Origin of the sequence: Allobosea sp. Root381, assembly GCF_001429395.1 — a bacterium.
Taxonomy (GTDB): Bacteria; Pseudomonadota; Alphaproteobacteria; order Rhizobiales; family Beijerinckiaceae; genus Allobosea.
Window position 1 is genome coordinate 1 of sequence record NZ_LMJT01000022.1, and the last position, 16,599, is coordinate 16,599.

General features: G+C 66.5%; 18 protein-coding genes. 8 read left to right on the forward strand and 10 right to left on the reverse strand.

Annotation, left to right across the window (positions count from 1 at the left end; all coding sequences use genetic code 11):
• The 4 genes from ASE63_RS28080 to ASE63_RS16820 all read left to right on the forward strand — a co-directional run.
• On the forward strand, positions 1 to 555 hold a 555-nt coding region (locus ASE63_RS28080; protein WP_244491430.1), incomplete at both ends, for a methyl-accepting chemotaxis protein.
• An 865-nt stretch (positions 556 to 1,420) separates the two neighbouring features.
• Complete coding sequence (gene rpsO, locus ASE63_RS16810; protein ID WP_056803628.1) at positions 1,421 to 1,690, forward strand: 30S ribosomal protein S15; 270 nt, start codon at positions 1,421 to 1,423, stop codon at positions 1,688 to 1,690.
• 263 nt (positions 1,691 to 1,953) lie between these two features.
• Entirely contained in the window at positions 1,954 to 4,122 is a 2,169-nt protein-coding gene (pnp, locus tag ASE63_RS16815) for a polyribonucleotide nucleotidyltransferase (RefSeq protein ID WP_056803631.1), read from the forward strand.
• Positions 4,123 to 4,360: 238 nt separating this feature from the next.
• Positions 4,361 to 4,996, forward strand: a complete 636-nt coding sequence (locus ASE63_RS16820) for a pyridoxamine 5'-phosphate oxidase family protein (protein WP_082610047.1) — start codon at positions 4,361 to 4,363, stop codon at positions 4,994 to 4,996.
• A 190-nt stretch (positions 4,997 to 5,186) separates the two neighbouring features.
• Here the strand turns inward: ASE63_RS16820 and ASE63_RS16825 are convergent, their stop codons facing one another.
• The 5 genes from ASE63_RS16825 to ASE63_RS16845 all read right to left on the reverse strand — a co-directional run bounded on the left by ASE63_RS16825 (position 5,187) and on the right by ASE63_RS16845 (position 9,117).
• Entirely contained in the window at positions 5,187 to 6,185 is a 999-nt protein-coding gene (locus tag ASE63_RS16825; protein ID WP_056803638.1) for an adenosine kinase, read from the reverse strand.
• A gap of 85 nt (positions 6,186 to 6,270) precedes the next feature.
• The gene (locus tag ASE63_RS16830) at positions 6,271 to 6,648 is read right to left on the reverse strand and encodes a helix-turn-helix domain-containing protein (RefSeq protein ID WP_056803641.1); all 378 of its coding nucleotides are present in this window, start codon (positions 6,646 to 6,648) and stop codon (positions 6,271 to 6,273) included.
• Positions 6,645 to 7,208, reverse strand: coding sequence for a Smr/MutS family protein (locus ASE63_RS16835; RefSeq protein WP_082610039.1), 564 nt, complete (start codon positions 7,206 to 7,208; stop codon positions 6,645 to 6,647). Before ASE63_RS16835 ends, ASE63_RS16830 begins: the two co-directional genes overlap by 4 nt.
• A gap of 2 nt (positions 7,209 to 7,210) precedes the next feature.
• Positions 7,211 to 8,389: an MltA domain-containing protein gene (locus tag ASE63_RS16840; protein ID WP_056803648.1), complete on the reverse strand. Its 1,179-nt coding sequence runs from the start codon at positions 8,387 to 8,389 to the stop codon at positions 7,211 to 7,213.
• Positions 8,386 to 9,117, reverse strand: a complete 732-nt coding sequence (locus ASE63_RS16845) for a Tim44/TimA family putative adaptor protein (protein ID WP_056803651.1) — start codon at positions 9,115 to 9,117, stop codon at positions 8,386 to 8,388. Before ASE63_RS16845 ends, ASE63_RS16840 begins: the two co-directional genes overlap by 4 nt.
• A gap of 243 nt (positions 9,118 to 9,360) precedes the next feature.
• Between ASE63_RS16845 and secB the strand changes: the two genes are divergently transcribed.
• Both secB and ASE63_RS16855 read left to right on the forward strand, forming a co-directional pair.
• Positions 9,361 to 9,846, forward strand: coding sequence for a protein-export chaperone SecB (secB, locus tag ASE63_RS16850; protein ID WP_056803653.1), 486 nt, complete (start codon positions 9,361 to 9,363; stop codon positions 9,844 to 9,846).
• Positions 9,847 to 10,025: 179 nt separating this feature from the next.
• Positions 10,026 to 10,772 carry a TerC family protein gene (locus tag ASE63_RS16855; protein ID WP_056803656.1) on the forward strand — a complete coding sequence of 249 codons (747 nt, stop codon included), beginning with the start codon at positions 10,026 to 10,028 and terminating at the stop codon, positions 10,770 to 10,772.
• Between the two features lie 11 nt (positions 10,773 to 10,783).
• Here the strand turns inward: ASE63_RS16855 and dnaQ are convergent, their stop codons facing one another.
• Genes dnaQ through ASE63_RS16880 form a run of 5 tightly spaced genes read right to left on the reverse strand, consistent with a single transcriptional unit; the run spans position 10,784 to position 14,477 of the window.
• Entirely contained in the window at positions 10,784 to 11,491 is a 708-nt protein-coding gene (gene dnaQ, locus ASE63_RS16860) for a DNA polymerase III subunit epsilon (RefSeq protein WP_056803658.1), read from the reverse strand.
• Positions 11,484 to 12,110, reverse strand: a complete 627-nt coding sequence (gene coaE, locus ASE63_RS16865; RefSeq protein ID WP_056803662.1) for a dephospho-CoA kinase — start codon at positions 12,108 to 12,110, stop codon at positions 11,484 to 11,486. Before coaE ends, dnaQ begins: the two co-directional genes overlap by 8 nt.
• A 60-nt stretch (positions 12,111 to 12,170) precedes the next feature.
• A complete protein-coding gene (locus tag ASE63_RS16870) occupies positions 12,171 to 13,007 on the reverse strand; it encodes a shikimate dehydrogenase (RefSeq protein ID WP_056803665.1) in 837 nt (278 codons plus the stop codon).
• 16 nt (positions 13,008 to 13,023) lie between these two features.
• Positions 13,024 to 13,650 (reverse strand): Maf family protein, encoded by a 627-nt coding sequence (locus tag ASE63_RS16875; protein WP_056803668.1) that lies wholly within the window; start codon positions 13,648 to 13,650, stop codon positions 13,024 to 13,026.
• On the reverse strand, positions 13,647 to 14,477 hold the full coding sequence (locus ASE63_RS16880) for a pyruvate, water dikinase regulatory protein (RefSeq protein WP_056803671.1): 831 nt from the start codon (positions 14,475 to 14,477) through the stop codon (positions 13,647 to 13,649). The genes ASE63_RS16875 and ASE63_RS16880 overlap by 4 nt, the downstream gene beginning before the upstream one ends.
• Positions 14,478 to 14,927: 450 nt before the next feature.
• Here ASE63_RS16880 and hemE point away from each other — a divergent pair, with 450 nt between their 5' ends.
• The gene (gene hemE / locus ASE63_RS16885) at positions 14,928 to 15,968 is read left to right on the forward strand and encodes a uroporphyrinogen decarboxylase (protein ID WP_056803674.1); all 1,041 of its coding nucleotides are present in this window, start codon (positions 14,928 to 14,930) and stop codon (positions 15,966 to 15,968) included.
• A gap of 32 nt (positions 15,969 to 16,000) precedes the next feature.
• A complete protein-coding gene (gene hemJ, locus ASE63_RS16890) occupies positions 16,001 to 16,423 on the forward strand; it encodes a protoporphyrinogen oxidase HemJ (protein ID WP_056803677.1) in 423 nt (140 codons plus the stop codon).
• Positions 16,424 to 16,599: the final 176 nt, after the last annotated feature.

A 16,599-nucleotide genomic window follows, 5' to 3' on the forward strand; every position in this document is an offset into this window, starting at 1 on the left:
GAGACCGCCGCCACCACCGAGGAGCTCGCGGCCTCGGTCAAGGCCTCGGCCCAGGCCTCGAAGGAGGCCGCCGCCATCGCCGACGATGCGATGCARGCGGCCCAGTCGGGCGGGCAGATCGCCGGCCAGGCGGTCGAGGCGATGGCGCGCATCGAGAGCGCCTCGACAAAAATCTCCGACATCATCCGGGTGATCGACGACATCGCCTTCCAGACCAATCTGCTGGCGCTGAACGCGGCCGTCGAGGCGGCCCGCGCTGGCGATGCCGGCAAGGGCTTTGCGGTCGTGGCCTCCGAGGTGCGCACCCTGGCGCAGCGCTCCAGCGCCGCCGCCAAGGACATCTCCGGCCTGATCTCGTCCTCGAACATGGAGGTCGGCGAGGGCGTCAAGCTGGTGCGCCAGGCCGGCGAGCAGCTCGACCAGATCCTGTCGCATTCGCGCAAGGTCGCGGCGACCATCGCCGACATCTCGGCGGCGGCCGGCGAACAGGCCCACGGCATCGACGAGATGAGCCAGGCGGTGGCGCATCTCGACGAGATGACTCAGCAGAACGCGNGAGGGCGTCAAGCTGGTGCGCCAGGCCGGCGAGCAGCTCGACCAGATCCTGTCGCATTCGCGCAAGGTCGCGGCGACCATCGCCGACATCTCGGCGGCGGCCGGCGAACAGGCCAACGGCATCGACGAGATGAGCCAGGCGGTGGCGCATCTCGACGAGATGACCCAGCAGAACGCGGCGCTGTCCGAACAGAGCGCGGCGTCGGCCGCCTCGCTCTCCTCCCGCATCGGCCAGCTCAACGACCTCGTCGCGGCATTCAGGACCGGACAGGAGCAGGGCGCGGCGAACACAGAGCGCGGCGTCGGCCGCCTCGCTCTCCTCCCGCATCGGCCAGCTCAACGACCTCGTCGCGGCATTCAGGACCGGACAGGAGCAGGGCGCGGCGAACTCCGAGCCGGACCGCCTGCGCAAGCTCGCCGAGGCCGCCTTCGCGCAGACCAAAGCACAGGCTCCCAAGGCACAGGCTCCCAGGCCGCCGGCGGCCCCTGTCCCGGCGCCCGCAGCCGCACCGCGCCAACCCGCCCGCAAGGTCGCCAACGGCCGCGCCAACGATGCCGGATGGGAAGAGTTCTGAGCGCGGCCGTCGTTCCGGAATGAATTGTCTTCGGGGCCTGAACCGCTTGGCGGTTCAGGCCCCGATCATGTCGAAACCCGGAACGCCTAACCCGTCGGCCGCGGGGGCGGGGCCTGCGACAGAACCCGCGGATCCACTGGCCTTTCCCGCGATTTCGTGTATACCCCCGCCATCCGGCGTCGAAACCGGCTGCGCGACCCCTCCACGATGAGGCGCTCGCGGGCTTCGGACCCTGCTGGACGACATCCCGGCTGGGCCCGCCAGATCAACCCCAATACGAGGATCATCCGATGTCGATCACTGCCGAGCGCAAGACCGCGCTCATGAAAGAGCATGCCACCAAGCCGAACGACACCGGCTCGCCGGAAGTCCAGGTCGCGATCCTGACGGAGCGCATCAACAACCTGACCGGCCACTTCAAGTCGCACACCAAGGACAACCATTCGCGTCGCGGCCTTCTCAAGATGGTCTCGCAGCGCCGTTCGCTGCTCGACTACCTGAAGAGCAAGAGCGAGCCGCGCTACCGGACGCTGATCGAGAAGCTCGGCATCCGCCGCTGATCGACGCCTGACGCTGAACGCCCGGTGCGACATCGCTCCGGGCGCTTCGATAAGGGGGATGCCGCAATGGTGCGGCATCGGCCCCGCTACCACGCGGCAACCGCATGGGCGGCCTGCCGCATGACCCGCCGGGACGTTCTCTGCGTCCATGGCAGGATTGCCAAGCGCTCGGGCGCGACCCTCGTCCGGAACCCGAACGCTTCGCCGTCTTGCCCATGGGCCTGGGACACCGGCCGGGTCGCATCCGATCCGAAAGAAAATCCATGTTCGATGTACAGACCGAAGAACTGATCTGGGGCGGGCGCAAGCTCGTGCTCGAAACCGGCAAGATCGCCCGCCAGGCCGACGGCGCCGTGCTCGCCACCTATGGCGAGACCGTCGTGCTCGCGACCATCGTCTCGGCCAAGGAGCCGAAGCCCGGCTTCGACTTCTTCCCGCTGACCGTCAACTACCAGGAAAAGACCTTCGCGGCCGGCCGCATCCCCGGCGGCTACTTCAAGCGTGAAGGCCGCCCGAGCGAGAAGGAGACGCTGGTCTCGCGCCTGATCGACCGGCCGATCCGCCCGCTCTTCGCCGAAGGCTACAAGAACGACACGCAGGTCGTCGTAACCGTGCTGCAGCATGACCTCGAGAACGATCCCGACATCGTCGCAATGGTCGCAGCTTCCGCTGCGCTCACGCTGTCCGGCGTGCCCTTCATGGGCCCGGTCGGCGCTGCCCGCGTCGGTTATTTCGACGGTGCCTACAAGCTCAACCCGCTGGTCGACGAGATCAAGGAATCGGGCCTCGACCTCGTCGTCGCCGGCACCCAGGACGCCGTGCTGATGGTCGAGTCGGAAGCCAAGGAGCTGCCGGAAGACGTCATGCTCGGCGCCGTGATGTTCGGCCACAAGCATTTCCAGCCGGTGATCGACGCCATCATCCGCCTCGCCGAGAAGGCCGCCAAGGAGCCGCGCGACTACGTGCCGGCCGACAATTCGGTCGTGCTCGATGCGGTGCTGAAGCTGGTCGATGCGGATCTGCGCGCCGCCTACAAGATCACCACCAAGGCCGAGCGCTACAAGGCGCTGGACGCCGCCAAGGCGAAGGTCCAGGCCCTCGTCTCGGCCGAGCCGGACGGCAAGACCACCTTCACCAAGGAGCAGGTCGGCGGCCAGTTCAAGGAAGCCCAGGCCAAGGTCGTGCGCTGGACCATCCTCGACGACGGCACCCGCATCGACGGCCGCGACCTCAAGACGGTCCGCAAGATCGTCGCCGAGGCCGGCATGCTGCCGCGCACCCATGGCTCGGCGCTGTTCACCCGCGGCGAGACGCAGGCGCTGGTCGTGACCACGCTCGGCACCGGCGACGACGAGCAGTTCATCGATTCGCTGGAAGGCACCTACAAGGAGACCTTCCTGCTGCACTATAACTTCCCTCCCTACTCCGTCGGCGAGACCGGCCGCATGGGTTCGCCCGGGCGTCGCGAGATCGGCCATGGCAAGCTCGCCTGGCGCGCCATCCGGCCGATGCTGCCGGCGAAGGCGGAGTTCCCCTACACGATCCGCGTCGTCTCGGAGATCACCGAGTCGAACGGCTCCTCCTCGATGGCCACCGTCTGCGGCACCTCGCTGGCGCTGATGGATGCCGGCGTGCCGCTCAAGGCGCCGGTCGCGGGCATCGCCATGGGCCTGATCCTGGAAGGCGAGCGCTTCGCGGTGCTCTCCGACATCCTCGGTGACGAGGACCATCTCGGCGACATGGACTTCAAGGTCGCCGGTACCGCCGCGGGCATCACCTCGCTGCAGATGGACATCAAGATCGCCGGCATCACCGAGGAGATCATGAAGGTCGCCCTCGACCAGGCCAAGGGCGGCCGCGACCACATCCTCGGCGAGATGAACAAGGCGCTGTCGGCGTCGCGTGGCCAGCTCGGCGAGTATGCCCCGCGCATCGAGACGATGAAGATCCCGGTCGACAAGATCCGTGAAGTCATCGGCTCCGGCGGCAAGGTCATCCGCGAGATCGTCGAGAAGACCGGCGCGAAGGTCAACATCGAGGATGACGGCACCATCAAGATCGCCTCGGCCGACGGCAAGTCGATCGAAGCGGCGATCAAGTGGATCAAGTCGATCGTCTCGGAAGCCGAGCCGGGCATGATCTATGACGGCACGGTCGTGAAGATCATGGAGTTCGGCGCCTTCGTGAACTTCTTCGGCGCCAAGGACGGTCTTGTTCATATTTCGGAGCTGGCCGCCAATCGCGTCCAGAAGGTCTCCGACGTCGTCAAGGAAGGCGACAAGGTCAAGGTCAAGTTCCTCGGCCAGGACGATCGCGGCAAGATCCGCCTCTCGATGAAGGTCGTCGACCAGCAAACCGGCGAAGACCTCACCGAGAAGCTGAAGGCCGAGCGCGACGCTGAGAAGTCCCGCGAGAAGCAGCAGGCCGAGTAAGCCAAGCCGGCTTCGTCGGATTCACGTGAAACGGGACGCCCCGCATCGAAGGATGCGGGGCGTTTTGTTTTCGGCATCGCACGTCGTGCTCGGGCTCCGGCCCGACGGCTCTTGCCAGAAGAGGTTCTCGAACCTTCGCGTCGGGAGATTCTCGGGTCGTCGCTTCGCGTCGCCCGAGAATGACGGTGGCGGTTCGCTGCGCAATAGTCTAGACATATGCCGATCCATGGAGACCGGCATGTTCGACCATCGCATCACCTCGCTAGACCAGCTCGCGGCGCTCTACCCCAACCCGATCGCGCCGGCTTCGATCGCCAAGGAGATCGATCATCTCGATGCGAACTATGCGGCGCTGATCGCGGCCTCACCGTTTTTCGTGCTCGCGACCAACGGTCCGGAGGGCCTGGATTGTTCGCCGCGCGGGGATTTGCCGGGCTTTGTCACGGTCCAGGACGCGAAAACGCTGCTGATTCCGGACCGAAGAGGCAATAACCGACTGGATTCACTTAAGAATATCCTGTCCGACCCGCGCGTCGGAATGCTCTTCATCGTGCCCGGTTACGGGGAGACGCTGCGCGTCAACGGAGTCGCGACCCTCTCCAGCGACCCTGAGTTGTGCGGGCGCTTCGAGATGACGGGAAAGCTGCCAGCCTGCGTCATCGTCGTCACGGTGGAGAGCGTCTACTTCCAGTGCTCGCGGGCCGTGGTGCGGGCCGACCTCTGGAACCCGACCAGGCATGTCGCGCGGGGCGAGTTGCCGAGCGCCGGCCAGATCCTGAAGGACATCACGTCGCGTGACGCGGCCGTCGCGACCTTCGATGGCGAGGCCTATGACAAGGCGCTGCCGGAGCGAATCAAGGCGACGCTGTACTGAGCAAGCGCGGGATCCCCTCTCCTGTAAGGAGAGGGGTAGGGGTGGGGTGTCGGCCGTTCGACCAGTAGAGCTTTGCCTGACAGCGGGGCAGCGGTGAGTTCACGGCTTCGGCGTCAGATGGCCGACCCCTCACCCTACCCTCTCCCTACGGGAGAGGATTCCCCGTGCCTTTATGGAAAGAGATGCACGCTCAGAGCAGCCCTTCGTTACCGGCCAGCGTTTTCAGGCTGACATCCGGACGGGCGCCGACATGGCTGATGATCTCGGCTGCGGCGAGCGCACCGAGCCGCAGCGAATCGCGAACCTCGCGGCCCGAGGTCAGGCCGAAGAGGAAGCCGGCGGCGAAGAGGTCGCCGGCACCGGTCGCATCGACCACGCGCTCGACCGGGAAGATCGGCTCCTCGACGATGCCATCCGGGGTAACGGCGAGAGCGCCCTTCTCGGAGCGCGTTACGACCGCGAGGATGTTCTCCGAGCGCAGCCAAGACAAGGCCGTGTCGAAATCGCCGGTCTCGTAGAGGCTCTTGAGCTCATGCTCGTTGGCGAAGACGATATCGACCATGCGGTTGCGGATCAGGCCGACGAATTCGTCGCGATAGCGGTCGACGCAGAAGGAATCGGACAGGGTTATCGCGACCTTGCCGCCGGCCTTGTGGGCGATCTCGGAGGCCTTGCGGAAGGCGTCCTTCGCCGCCGGCGGATCCCAGAGGTAGCCTTCGAGATAGACGATGTCGGCGTTCTCGATCGCCTTCGCGTCGACATCGGCGACGGTCAGACCCTGGCAGGCGCCGAGATAGGTGTTCATCGTGCGCTCGCCATCCGGCGTGACGATGATGAAGGAGCGGGCCGTCGCCGGGCCGTCGGCAGCCGCAGCAGAATCGAAGGCAACGCCCAGCGACGTCAGGTCGTGCCGGTAGAGGCGGCCGAGTTCATCGGCCTTGACCTTGCCGATGAAGGCGCCCTTGCCGCCGAAGGAGGCGAGGCCGGCGATGGTATTGGCCGCAGAGCCGCCCGAAATCACCTTGCCGGGCCCCATCGAAGCATAGAGCGATTCCGCCCGCGCCTCGTCGATCAGCGCCATCGCGCCCTTGGTCAGGCCGTGCTTCGCCAGGAAATCCTCCTCGGCGGCGGCGATCACGTCGACGATGGCGTTGCCGAGGGCGAGGACGTCGGTGCGCGTGCTGGTCATGAGGAAGCCCGATGCTGTGCGGATGGAAATGGCGGAAAACAGACGAAATGGTTGGCGCGGCGTGTCGCACCCGCGGCCGCCGGGGTCAAGCGGGGCCGCTGCGCCGGGCCGCGGCCGCATCCAGCACGGCGGCGAGACGATGCAGATCCTGTACCTCCAGCTCGCCGATCTCGCGCGCGAGCCGGTTGGCGAGCAGGGTCGCTTCCGGGTCGAGGCCGGCCGTGTCGACGGTCACGCGCGGATGGGAGAGATCGGCCAGCCGCACCAGCTCATCGGCCTCGTCCCAGATCACGCCGAGGACATGGATGACGCCCTGGATCAAAGTGAAGGTCGGGCGGCCGCGCTTCCCGTGCTCGAGTGCCGAGAGATAGGCCGGCGTCACGCCGAGCACCGCGGCCATCTCGGCCAGCGTGATGCCGCGCCGCGCACGATGATCGCGGACGCGCTGGCCGAAAGGCGTCACCGTCCCGGTTCCCGCGTGCGGCGCAGGCGGACATAGAGCGCGCCCGATCCGCCATGGCGCAATTGCGCCTCCTCGAAGCCGACCACCAGCGGCCGAAGATCGGGCAGCCGCAGCCAATGAGGCACGACCCGGCGCAGCACGCCGCGCTCCTCGCCGAACAGGGGCGTACCGGCGCCACCCTTGCCGGTCACGACGAGCGCGATCCGCGTACCCCGACCCTGCTCGCGCCGCAGAAAGGCATTCAGCGCCAGATGCGCCTCGTCCTGGCGCATGCCGTGAAGGTCGATGACGGCCTCGACGCCCAGCTGCCCGCGCCTGAGCTGCGTGCGCAGGCGATTCTCGAGCGGAGCCAGCGGTGGCGGAGACGGCGGTGATTGCTTGGCGCCCGCAGCGACGAGAAAAGCCTGCGTCGTCGCCTGCACCGCCGGCCGGGCCACGGGGATAGGCGCCGGCTCGGGCTCGATCGGCAGGCGGCCGGGCAAGGGCGTGACCGAGCACGCGACCTGTCGCCAGAGCGCGAGGTCGACCTGAGACAACGTCTTTCCGCGACGTGCCTTCATCGTCAAGGACCGGGTTGGCGCGGCCAGAGCACGGTGAATTCGACCGGATGCCGGACGAGGCCGGCACGGTGGCCCGCCTTGGCGCCCGAGCCTACGAAGAGATCGAGCCGTGCCGGGCCGAGAATGGCGGAACCGGTGTCCTGCGCGATCATCAGCCGGGCGAGCCGCTCCATGCCACCATCGCCGGCCGGCAGCGTGGCATCGATCCAGACCGGCAGGCCGTAGGGCCAGATCGTACGGTCGATGGCGATGCTGCGCAGCGGCGTCAGCGGCAGGCCGGCCCCGCCGATCGGCCCGGATTCGGCCGGGAGGTCGTCACGGCGGGCGAAGAAGACGAAGGAGCGGTTCAGCCGGATCAGGTCCCGGGCGAAATCGGCATCGGCCTTCAGTCGCGCGATCAGGCGGTCCATCGTCATCTGCGCCGGCGGGATGCTCTCGCGCTCGCTCAGCACGCGGCCGAGCGAGGTATAGGCATGGCCGCTGCGGCCAGCATAGACCAGCCGCGTCACCGAGCCATCCGGCAGGCGGATGCGGCCGGAGCCCTGAACCTGCAGGACGAAGCGGTCGACCGGATCGCGCATCCAAAGGATCTCGAGGCCGCGCCCGTCCAGCGCGCCGGTCTCGATCGCCGTACGGTCGGGAAAGGGTTCCAGCCCGTCTGCCGAGCGTCGCGCGGCCGAAAGCGCGGGATCGAGGCCGGGCCAGACATCATCCGGCATGCGCGTCACCAGTTCGGGCGGGCGACCGTAAAGCGGTGTCGGGTAAGCCTCCGAGCGGGTCAGGGAACCTTCGAATTCGGGCTCGAAATAGCCGGTCATGAAGCCGGTGCCAGAACCAGCCTGCCGGATTCGCCAGAAGCTGAAATGCTGCTCGAAGAAGGCTCGCGCCGTTTCGCGATCGACGGGGCCTGCGGCCACAGCGCGTTTCGCCTGCTCGCAGACGGCGCCGAGCGCGGCAGGCACGGCAACGGAGGTGCGCAAGGGAGGCTCGGTCTGGCAGCCGCTGGCGAAGATGTCGAAGGCCGCCCGGTGGTCGTCGGCGGCCCAGCCCGGGACCTGCGCCGGCTCAAGGACCTCGGCGCTGGCGCCGGGCGGCAGAGGTGGGGATGCTGCGGCCATGGCGCTCACCGCCGCCCAAGGCGCTGCAAGCAGCACCAGCGCGACACCGGCGCCACGGATCACGCTGCGGATTCGGTGGCGACCAGGAGCCAGTTGGGGTCGCGGCTGCCGAGCTGGCGCGAGAAGGTCCAGATGTCGTTGACCTCCGAAACCGCCTCGGCGCTGCCGTCGACGACCGCGCCCTGCGCGTCGCGGGTCACGCTGATGAGTTGCGAGACGAAGGCAATGGTGACCTGCGCGGTCTTGCCCTTGACGTCGACAGCGGTGATCTCGGCCTTGTCGATCGAGACGAAATTGGACTCGGCCTTCTCGCCGCGCTTCTCGCGATCGGTAATGGCCTGTTCGAAACCCTCATAGACCTCCTTGGCGAGGAGGCCCTTCAGCGTCTTGCGGTCGCCGCGGGCGAAGGCCGTGACAATGGCCTCGTAGGCATCCTTGGCGCCGCCGAGGAAGCCGCGCGGATCGAAGTCCGGCTCCTGCCGGACGATTCCGTCGATGCCGGCGATGATCGGCGAATCCGGCGGGGCGATGTCGGACCAGCGATCGGCGGGCTGCGGCGGGCCTGCGGCGGGATCATTCGCAGCGCCGGGCAGGCGGATGACGTTGTCGCGCTTGGGGTCGGCCGCGCCGGGCTGGTCGGGCCGCACCGGCGGCGTCTCGCGGCGCGAGAAGGGATCGGTCGGCGGTTGCTCGCTGCCGGTCTTCTGGCCGAGGACGGAGCGCAGCTTCCAGGCGACGAAAACGGCCAGAGCCAGGAAGACCAGAGTCGTCATGTCGAAGGAATTTTGCATCGAAAGCTGACCCGAGGCTCCAGTCGTGGTGAGAAACCGGCGCTCCCGTTGGGGCGCCGTTACGCGTCATATGGTGAGTTAGGCTCGTAACATCCACCCCCCTGCTTGTGAAGGCAGCTTCTTGTGCGGCGCTGTCGTCCATGATAGCCGACGCCCGCGTTGAACCGGAGAGCGGAGCGCAGTCCCTGACGCCCTGAACGGCGCGGGATTTCCCGAGACAGCCTGCCAGAAGCGATGGGACCGATGGCCAACGAACTTCCCAACGGCAACGGTGCCGGCGATGCTGCGCCGAGCATGAGCGCCCTGATCCAGTACACCAAGGACTTCTCCTTCGAGAATCCGAAGGCGCCGCGCGCGCTCGGCCAGCAGGCGGCCCAGGAAGGCCCGCAGATGTCGCTGCAGGTCAATGTCTCGAGCAACGCGCTCGGCGAGAACGATTTCGAGACGGTCCTCCAGCTCGAGGGCAAGGCCGAGATCAACGGCGAGACGCTGTTCGCCTTCGACCTGAGCTATGGCGGCGTATTCCGGCTGCTGAACGTGCCGCAGGAGCATATCCACCCTGTGTTGGTGATCGACTGCGCCCGCCTGCTCTTCCCCTTCGCGCGGCAGATCATCGCCGAGGCGGTGCAAAATGGCGGCTTCCCGCCCTTCTACGTTCCGCCGATCGACTTCGCGGCTCTGTTCCAGCAACGCGTGCAGGAACTCCAGGGCCAGCAGGGCAACGCCTGAGAGGCGCTAGGTTTCATCCAATCGATACAAAGGGCCCTTCGGGGCCCTTTTTCTTGCAATCCACCCCATCTTTTCGCTTGCCGTTGCTCTTGCGAGAACAGCCGGTGCTCTCCATCTCGCTCCCACTGACAGGCGGACGGCTCATGGCCGCCCGCCGTTTTCATGATCCAGGAGCACTGATGGACTACCTTATGACGCTTGCCGCCGACCCCGCAGTCTGGGCTGCTCTCGGCGCCTTGATCGCCATGGAGGTGGTTCTCGGCATCGACAACCTGATCTTCATCTCGATCCTGACCAACAAGCTGCCGGAGCACCAGCGCTCGCGCGGGCGCCGGATCGGCATCGGGCTCGCGCTCATCCTGCGGCTCGCCCTGCTGGGCACGGTCGCCATCATCGTGCAGCTCACCGCGCCGATTGTCTCCGTCTTCGGCAAAGCCTTCTCCTGGCGCGACCTGATCCTGATCGCAGGCGGCCTCTTCCTCGTCTGGAAGGCGACGGCGGAGATCCGGCACAAGGTCGACGCGAATCACGGGCCCGATGTCTTCGATGGCGGTAAGGCCGCAGTCGTTACCTTCGGCGGCGTGATCTTCCAGATCCTGATCCTCGACCTGGTGTTCTCGATCGACTCGATCATCACAGCCGTCGGCATGACGGAGCATATTCCGGTCATGGTCATCGCCGTGGTCTTCGCAGTGCTGGTGATGCTGCTCGCCGCCGACCCGCTGGCGCATTTCATCGAGCAGAACCCGACGATCGTGATGCTGGCGCTGGGCTTCCTGCTGATGATCGGCGGCACGCTGATCGGCGAGGGCTTCGGCGCGCATATCCCGAAGGGCTACATCTACGCCGCGATGGCTTTCTCGGCCTTGGTCGAGGGGCTGAACATGATGTCCCGTCGGGCGGACCGGAGGAAGCGAGGCAGCTGAGCGGTTTCGCTTCAGCCCTCGTCGGCGATGCCGAGATAGCCGCGCCAGAGCTGGTTCTTGCCGAGCGTGCGGATGAAGGCCTCATGGGCCATGAGCGCCGCGTCATCGAGACGCGGCGCCAGCGGCCGCACCCGTTGCGGCCGCTCGACGACGATGCCGGCGAGGCCCCCCCGGCCGGTCTCCGCCGCACCCAGGCCGAGCGAGGCCTGCTTGCCGCCGAGCAGCTCGATATAGACCTCCGCCAGGATTTCAGAATCGAGCAATGCTCCGTGCTTGGTGCGGCGGCTGTTGTCGATGCCATAGCGCGAGCAGAGCGCGTCAAGGCTGTTCGAGGCGCCGGGATGCTTACGGCGCGCCATCGACAGGGTGTCGACCACCAGGGGCTGCGCGATCGGCGGCAGGCCGAGGCGCTTGAACTCCATGTTGATGAAGCCGACGTCGAAGGCGGCGTTATGGATCACCAGCTTCGCGCCGGCGATGAACTCCGCAAATCCCTGCGCGACCGCGGCGAAGACCGGCTTGTCCGACAGGAACGCTTCCGAGAGGCCGTGGACGTTGAAGGCCTCGCCCGGCATCGAACGCTCGGGATTGATGTAGACGTGGAAAGTCTGGCCGGTCGGGCAATGATTGACCAGTTCGACGCAGCCGATCTCGACGATGCGGTCGCCGTTGTTGGCCTCGACGCCCGTGGTTTCGGTATCGAGAACGATCTCACGCATGGTTCGCCGCCCGGTTCTGCCCGCCCCGGCCGGGCCGGCCGGCGAGTGCGATCAGGATAGAGCCGACCTGCCGGCGCGCGGCCAGCACGCCCCGTGAGGTGTCCACAATGAAATGAGCCCGGCGGCGCTTCTCCGGGTCCGGCACCTGCCGGGCGAGGATCGCGGCGAGCTTCTCCTCGGTCATCGCCGGGCGGGCCAGGACGCGCTGGCGCTGCACCTCCGCTGGGGCACTGACGACGAGCACCGCATCGCAACGCGCTTCACCGCTGGTCTCGAGCAGAAGCGGTATGTCGAGAACGGCGAGCCCGGCGCCTGACGCACGGCAGCGGCGCAGGAAGGCTTCCTCCTCCTCGCGCACGAACGGGTGGATGATCGTCTCGAGCCGGCCCAGGGCCTCGGGCCTGCCGAGCACGGCCGTAGACAGCCTCTGCCGATCGACTGCGCCATCCCGAACCACGCCGGGGAACGCGGCTTCGATCGGTGCGGCGGCGCGTCCACGATAGAGACCATGCACGGCGGCGTCGGCATCGTGGACCGGGACGCCGCGCTCCCGGAACAGATCGGAAGTGGTTGACTTGCCCATGCCGATCGAGCCCGTCAGTCCGAGAATGAAGGTCATCGCGTGGGGAGTGCCGTCCTTCTGTCGATTGCGCGCCTTAGCCGAATCAATCTGGCCGAATCAATGGCCGAGGATATCGGCTTCCAGCCGGGCGCGCAGCGTCGGCGTAACGAGAGGCGTGATGCCGAACCAGCGCGCGAAACCTGGAACGGCCTGGTGCAGCAGCATCCCCAGCCCATCGACGACGATGCCGCCGCGGCGCTCGGCCTCCAGCAGCAATGGCGTTTTCAGCGGCACATAGACGATGTCGTCGACGATGGTGCCGGGATGAAGATGCGAGAGATCCAGATCCAGCGGCGGTTGGCCATTCATGCCGAGCGCCGTGGTGTTGACGATCAGATCCGCCTCCGCCACGAGCGCGTCGCGTTGCGACCAGTCGGCAGCGGCGAGCGGGGCACCACCGAGCGCTGCAACCAGCGCATCAGCGCGGGCGCGGCTCCGGTTGACGAGGATGATCCTGGACAGGCCGCGCGCCTTCAATCCTGTCGCGATGCCGCGCGCCGCTCCCCCGGCTCCGAGCACGAGCGCCGTACCGACCCGCTTGTCCCAGCCGGGAGCGGTGGCATCGAGATGGGCGAGAAAGCCGGCGACGTCCGTGTTGTCGCCAAGAATGCGATCGCCCTCGCGCCAGAGCGTGTTGACCGCTCCGATCGCCTGCGCCGCGTCGCTGACCTCGTCGATAAGCGGCAGCATCGCTTCCTTATGCGGTACGGTGACGTTGCCGCCGGTGAACTCCCCGGCGCGCAGCCGGGCAATGAAGGCGGGCAGATCGACGGGGGCCACATCGACGCGTTCATAGGAACCGGCCAATCCGTGCTCGGCCAGCCAGGTGCCATGGATCAGCGGCGAGCGCGAATGGGCGACGGGATGGCCGAGGATGAAGCAGCGAGGAGACATGGGTAGTCCGTCAGGTTCAGCGGGCGAGCACGCCTTGATCGCGAAGCGCCGCGAGCACGGCAAGGAGCGGCAGGCCCATGATGGTGAAATGATCGCCTTCGATGCTCTCGAAGAGCTGGGCACCGGCATCTTCGATCTGGTAGCCGCCGACGCTCGACAGCGCCGCTGTGCCGACCTGTTCGAGGTAGCGCAGGATGAATCCGGGCGAGAGGCTGCGCATCGTCAGGCGCGCGACGGCAGCGTCCTCGAAGACAGGCGCCCCGTCCCGCGCCAGCACGAAGGCACTGTGCAGTTCATGGGTCCGGCCGGCGAGCGCCGCAATCTGATCGGCAGCCGCAGCAAGATTCTCTGGCTTGTGGAAGGCGGCGCCGTGACAGGCGAGCGTCTGGTCGGCGCCGAGAACGAGACGATGCGGATGAGCCTGAGAGACGGCGAGCGCCTTCGCGCAGGCAAGCGCCGCAGCGACCGCATCGGGCGGAGAGCCCTCGGCGACGAGCGGTGCCTCGACCGCGCGTTCGTCGATCGCGGGCTTGACCACCTCGACCGGGATGCCCGCCGCGATCAGCATGTCGCGCCGCGCCGCGCTGCCGGAAGCAAGCAGGAGCGGTTCTGCAGCAAGCCAGAGAGTGGGTCCTTGATTCATGTTGCGATGAACTTCATGCGGTGGTCGCGCAGCAGATCGAGGATCGAGGCTGCCGTCTCTTCGATCGAGCGGCGCGTGACGTCGATGACCGGCCAGCCCCGGCGCGCGCAAAGGCGGCGGGACTGGACGACCTCGTCGGCCACCGCAGCCGGATCGACATAAGGCGTCTCGTCGTCTGCCTTGAGCGAGAGCAACCGGTTCTGGCGGATCTGCACGATGCGGTCGGCACTGGCGACGAGGCCCACGATCAGAGGCTTGCGGACATGCTCGAGTTCGGGCGGCAGCGGCACGTTCGGCACCAGCGGAATGTTGGCGGTCTTGATGCCGCGGTTCGCGAGATAGATCGAGGTCGGCGTCTTCGAGGTGCGGCTGATGCCGACGAGGATGATGTCGGCGTTTTCGAGGTCTCCGCCGAGCTGACCGTCATCATGCAGAAGCGTGTAGTTCATCGCATCGATGCGGCGGAAGTACTCGGCATTGAGGACATGCTGTGCACCGGGCCTGGGGGCCGAGGCCTGGCCGAGATAAGACTGGAACAGCGAGAGCACCGGGTTGAGAACCGACAGGCAGGGACAGCCGAGCTCGGCACAGAATTTCTCCAGGCGCTCCGACCATTCCGGCTCGACCAGGGTGTAGAGCACGACACCCGGCGAAGCCTCGATTTCGGCCAGGACGCGGGCGAGCTGCGCCTCCGAGCGGACCAGCGGATAGACATGCTCGATCGCCGAGACGCTTTCGTACTGGGCGGCGGCAGCACGGCTGACGGCGATCAGCGTTTCGCCGGTGGCGTCCGACACGAGGTGGAGATGGAAATAATTGCGGGCCACGGCTGCTCTCTGGTCTATGCGGCGTCAGCCACCTCTAGCCCGGCACGCCCGCAAAGCAAATTCGCCGCGTTAAGGAATGAGGCGATGGATCGGCCGCTTTGGGGCGCCGAATTAGGCTGGGGAGCGCTGTGGACAAAGCGGCACTCCGGTCCGTATGGCCGCCGTCCTTGTATAACCTCGGCGCTTCATCAACAGGCGCGCACCTGTGGGTACGATCGGGAGTGTTTCACGTGAATCATTCCAGCCGCCTCAAAGGTTACCGCCGATTAACACGTCTTAATAACACCTTAACAGCCGGCGCCTGACCCCGGCTGGTGTGGCCGGGCCCATTGCGACCTGTGGACCCGTTGTGGACAAGGCTGCGTCGGGCTATCTGCCCAGCTCCAAGAGTAAAAGAAGAAGATTCTCTCTAAGAGATTATCTTTAAGAGAGATCGGGATTGGATGACCGATGAGCACCGCGACACAGGACCGATCTGCCTTTCTGCGTGCACTCTCCGGCGAACGCCTGGCGACACCGCCGATCTGGATGATGCGCCAGGCCGGGCGATATCTGCCCGAGTATCGCGAGCTGCGGGCCAAGGCGGGAAGCTTCCTCTCGCTCTGCTACAATCCCGAGCTTGCCGCCGAGGTTACGCTTCAGCCGATCCGCCGCTTCGGTTTCGATGCCGCCATCCTGTTCTCGGACATCCTCGTCGTGCCCCAAGCCCTCGGGCAGAAGCTCTGGTTTGTTGAGGGAGAAGGGCCGCGGCTCGAGCCGGTTGCCAATGCACAAAGGCTCGGCGAAATCGATGGGCAGGCCGATGCCGATGTCCTTGCGCCGGTGATCGAGACAGTTCGCCGGGTCAAGGCCGCCCTGCCCCGGGAGACCGCCTTCATCGGCTTTTGCGGTGCTCCCTGGACGGTCGCGACCTATATGGTCGCAGGCCGCGGAACGCCGGACCAGGGCCCCGCGAAAGATCTTTTCGGGAAGGATCCCGCGCTGTTCCAGGAGATCATCGATCGGATCGTGGTTGCGTCTGTCGGTTATCTCGATGCCCAGCTCACAGCGGGCGTCGATGCGGTCCAGATTTTCGACAGCTGGGCGGGGTCGCTGGGGCCGGAGGATTTCGATCGCTGGTGCATCGCCCCGACGCGCCGGATCGTCGAGGGCGTGCGTCAGAGGCATCCCGATGCGCGGATCATCGGCTTTCCGCGCGGCGCCGGCCGGCTGATCCCGCGCTACGTCAAGGCGACCGGCGTCGATGCCGTGGGACTGGAGTCGGATATCGACCGGACATTCGCGCGAGACGAGATCCAATCCCTCGTTGCCGTCCAGGGGAATCTCGATCCGCTGGTGCTCCGCGCCGGCGGTCCGGAGCTCGAGCGCGAGGTTGCCGCAGTGCATGCGGCATTTGGCGCAGGTCCGTTCGTGTTCAACCTGGGCCATGGCATTCTGCCGGATACCCCGATCAGCCATGTCGAGCGGCTGCTCGCCGCCGTGCGGGCCTGAGGTGTCCTCACGGCAGATGGAGCGCGATTGCAATGTATGAGTGGCTCAAGGCCTTCCATGTCCTGGCGGTGATCTCCTGGATGGCCGGCATGCTCTATCTGCCGCGGCTGATGGTCTATCACGCCGAATCGCCGGTCGGCTCGATCCAGTCGGAAACCTTCAAGATCATGGAGCGGCGGCTCCTGAAGGGCATCATCAATCCCGCCATGACCGTCGCCTGGGTGCTCGGCCTGTACCTCGCGTGGGAGGCCTTCGGCTTCAAGGGCGGCTGGCTCCACGCCAAACTGATGCTCGCCTTCATCCTGTCCGGCATCCATGGCTATCTCGTCGGCCGCGTCCGCGACTTCGCCAATGACCGCAACACCAAATCGGCGCGCTTCTACCGGATCCTCAACGAAGTCCCGGCGGTGCTGATGGTCGGGATCGTCATTCTGGTGATCGTCAAGCCGTTCTGACGATCTTCTGTTTCCCGCTTGAGCAGGACGATGATTCCGGTTATCAGGGATTTGCGCTTCTCCAGCGTTCTCCCTGTTGTCGATGGTTCGTGAGCCGACTGCCCTAGCAGCTGCTCATGGTGCGCAACCCCAGCGCCTCCCGTCCGGACCTGTCGATCATCTCATCTACCGTCCTG

What these genes read in the sequence shown, in the direction of transcription:
- rpsO (WP_056803628.1), top strand. Translation starts at nt 1,421, where the DNA reads ATGTCGATCACTGCCGAGCGCAAGACCGCGCTCATGAAAGAGCATGCC.
- pnp (WP_056803631.1), top strand. Translation starts at nt 1,954, where the DNA reads ATGTTCGATGTACAGACCGAAGAACTGATCTGGGGCGGGCGCAAGCTC.
- ASE63_RS16820 (WP_082610047.1), top strand. Translation starts at nt 4,361, where the DNA reads ATGTTCGACCATCGCATCACCTCGCTAGACCAGCTCGCGGCGCTCTAC.
- ASE63_RS16825 (WP_056803638.1), bottom strand. Translation starts at nt 6,185, where the DNA reads ATGACCAGCACGCGCACCGACGTCCTCGCCCTCGGCAACGCCATCGTC.
- ASE63_RS16835 (WP_082610039.1), bottom strand. Translation starts at nt 7,208, where the DNA reads ATGAAGGCACGTCGCGGAAAGACGTTGTCTCAGGTCGACCTCGCGCTC.
- ASE63_RS16845 (WP_056803651.1), bottom strand. Translation starts at nt 9,117, where the DNA reads ATGCAAAATTCCTTCGACATGACGACTCTGGTCTTCCTGGCTCTGGCC.
- secB (WP_056803653.1), top strand. Translation starts at nt 9,361, where the DNA reads ATGGCCAACGAACTTCCCAACGGCAACGGTGCCGGCGATGCTGCGCCG.
- ASE63_RS16855 (WP_056803656.1), top strand. Translation starts at nt 10,026, where the DNA reads ATGGACTACCTTATGACGCTTGCCGCCGACCCCGCAGTCTGGGCTGCT.
- dnaQ (WP_056803658.1), bottom strand. Translation starts at nt 11,491, where the DNA reads ATGCGTGAGATCGTTCTCGATACCGAAACCACGGGCGTCGAGGCCAAC.
- coaE (WP_056803662.1), bottom strand. Translation starts at nt 12,110, where the DNA reads ATGACCTTCATTCTCGGACTGACGGGCTCGATCGGCATGGGCAAGTCA.
- ASE63_RS16870 (WP_056803665.1), bottom strand. Translation starts at nt 13,007, where the DNA reads ATGTCTCCTCGCTGCTTCATCCTCGGCCATCCCGTCGCCCATTCGCGC.
- ASE63_RS16875 (WP_056803668.1), bottom strand. Translation starts at nt 13,650, where the DNA reads ATGAATCAAGGACCCACTCTCTGGCTTGCTGCAGAACCGCTCCTGCTT.
- hemE (WP_056803674.1), top strand. Translation starts at nt 14,928, where the DNA reads ATGAGCACCGCGACACAGGACCGATCTGCCTTTCTGCGTGCACTCTCC.
- hemJ (WP_056803677.1), top strand. Translation starts at nt 16,001, where the DNA reads ATGTATGAGTGGCTCAAGGCCTTCCATGTCCTGGCGGTGATCTCCTGG.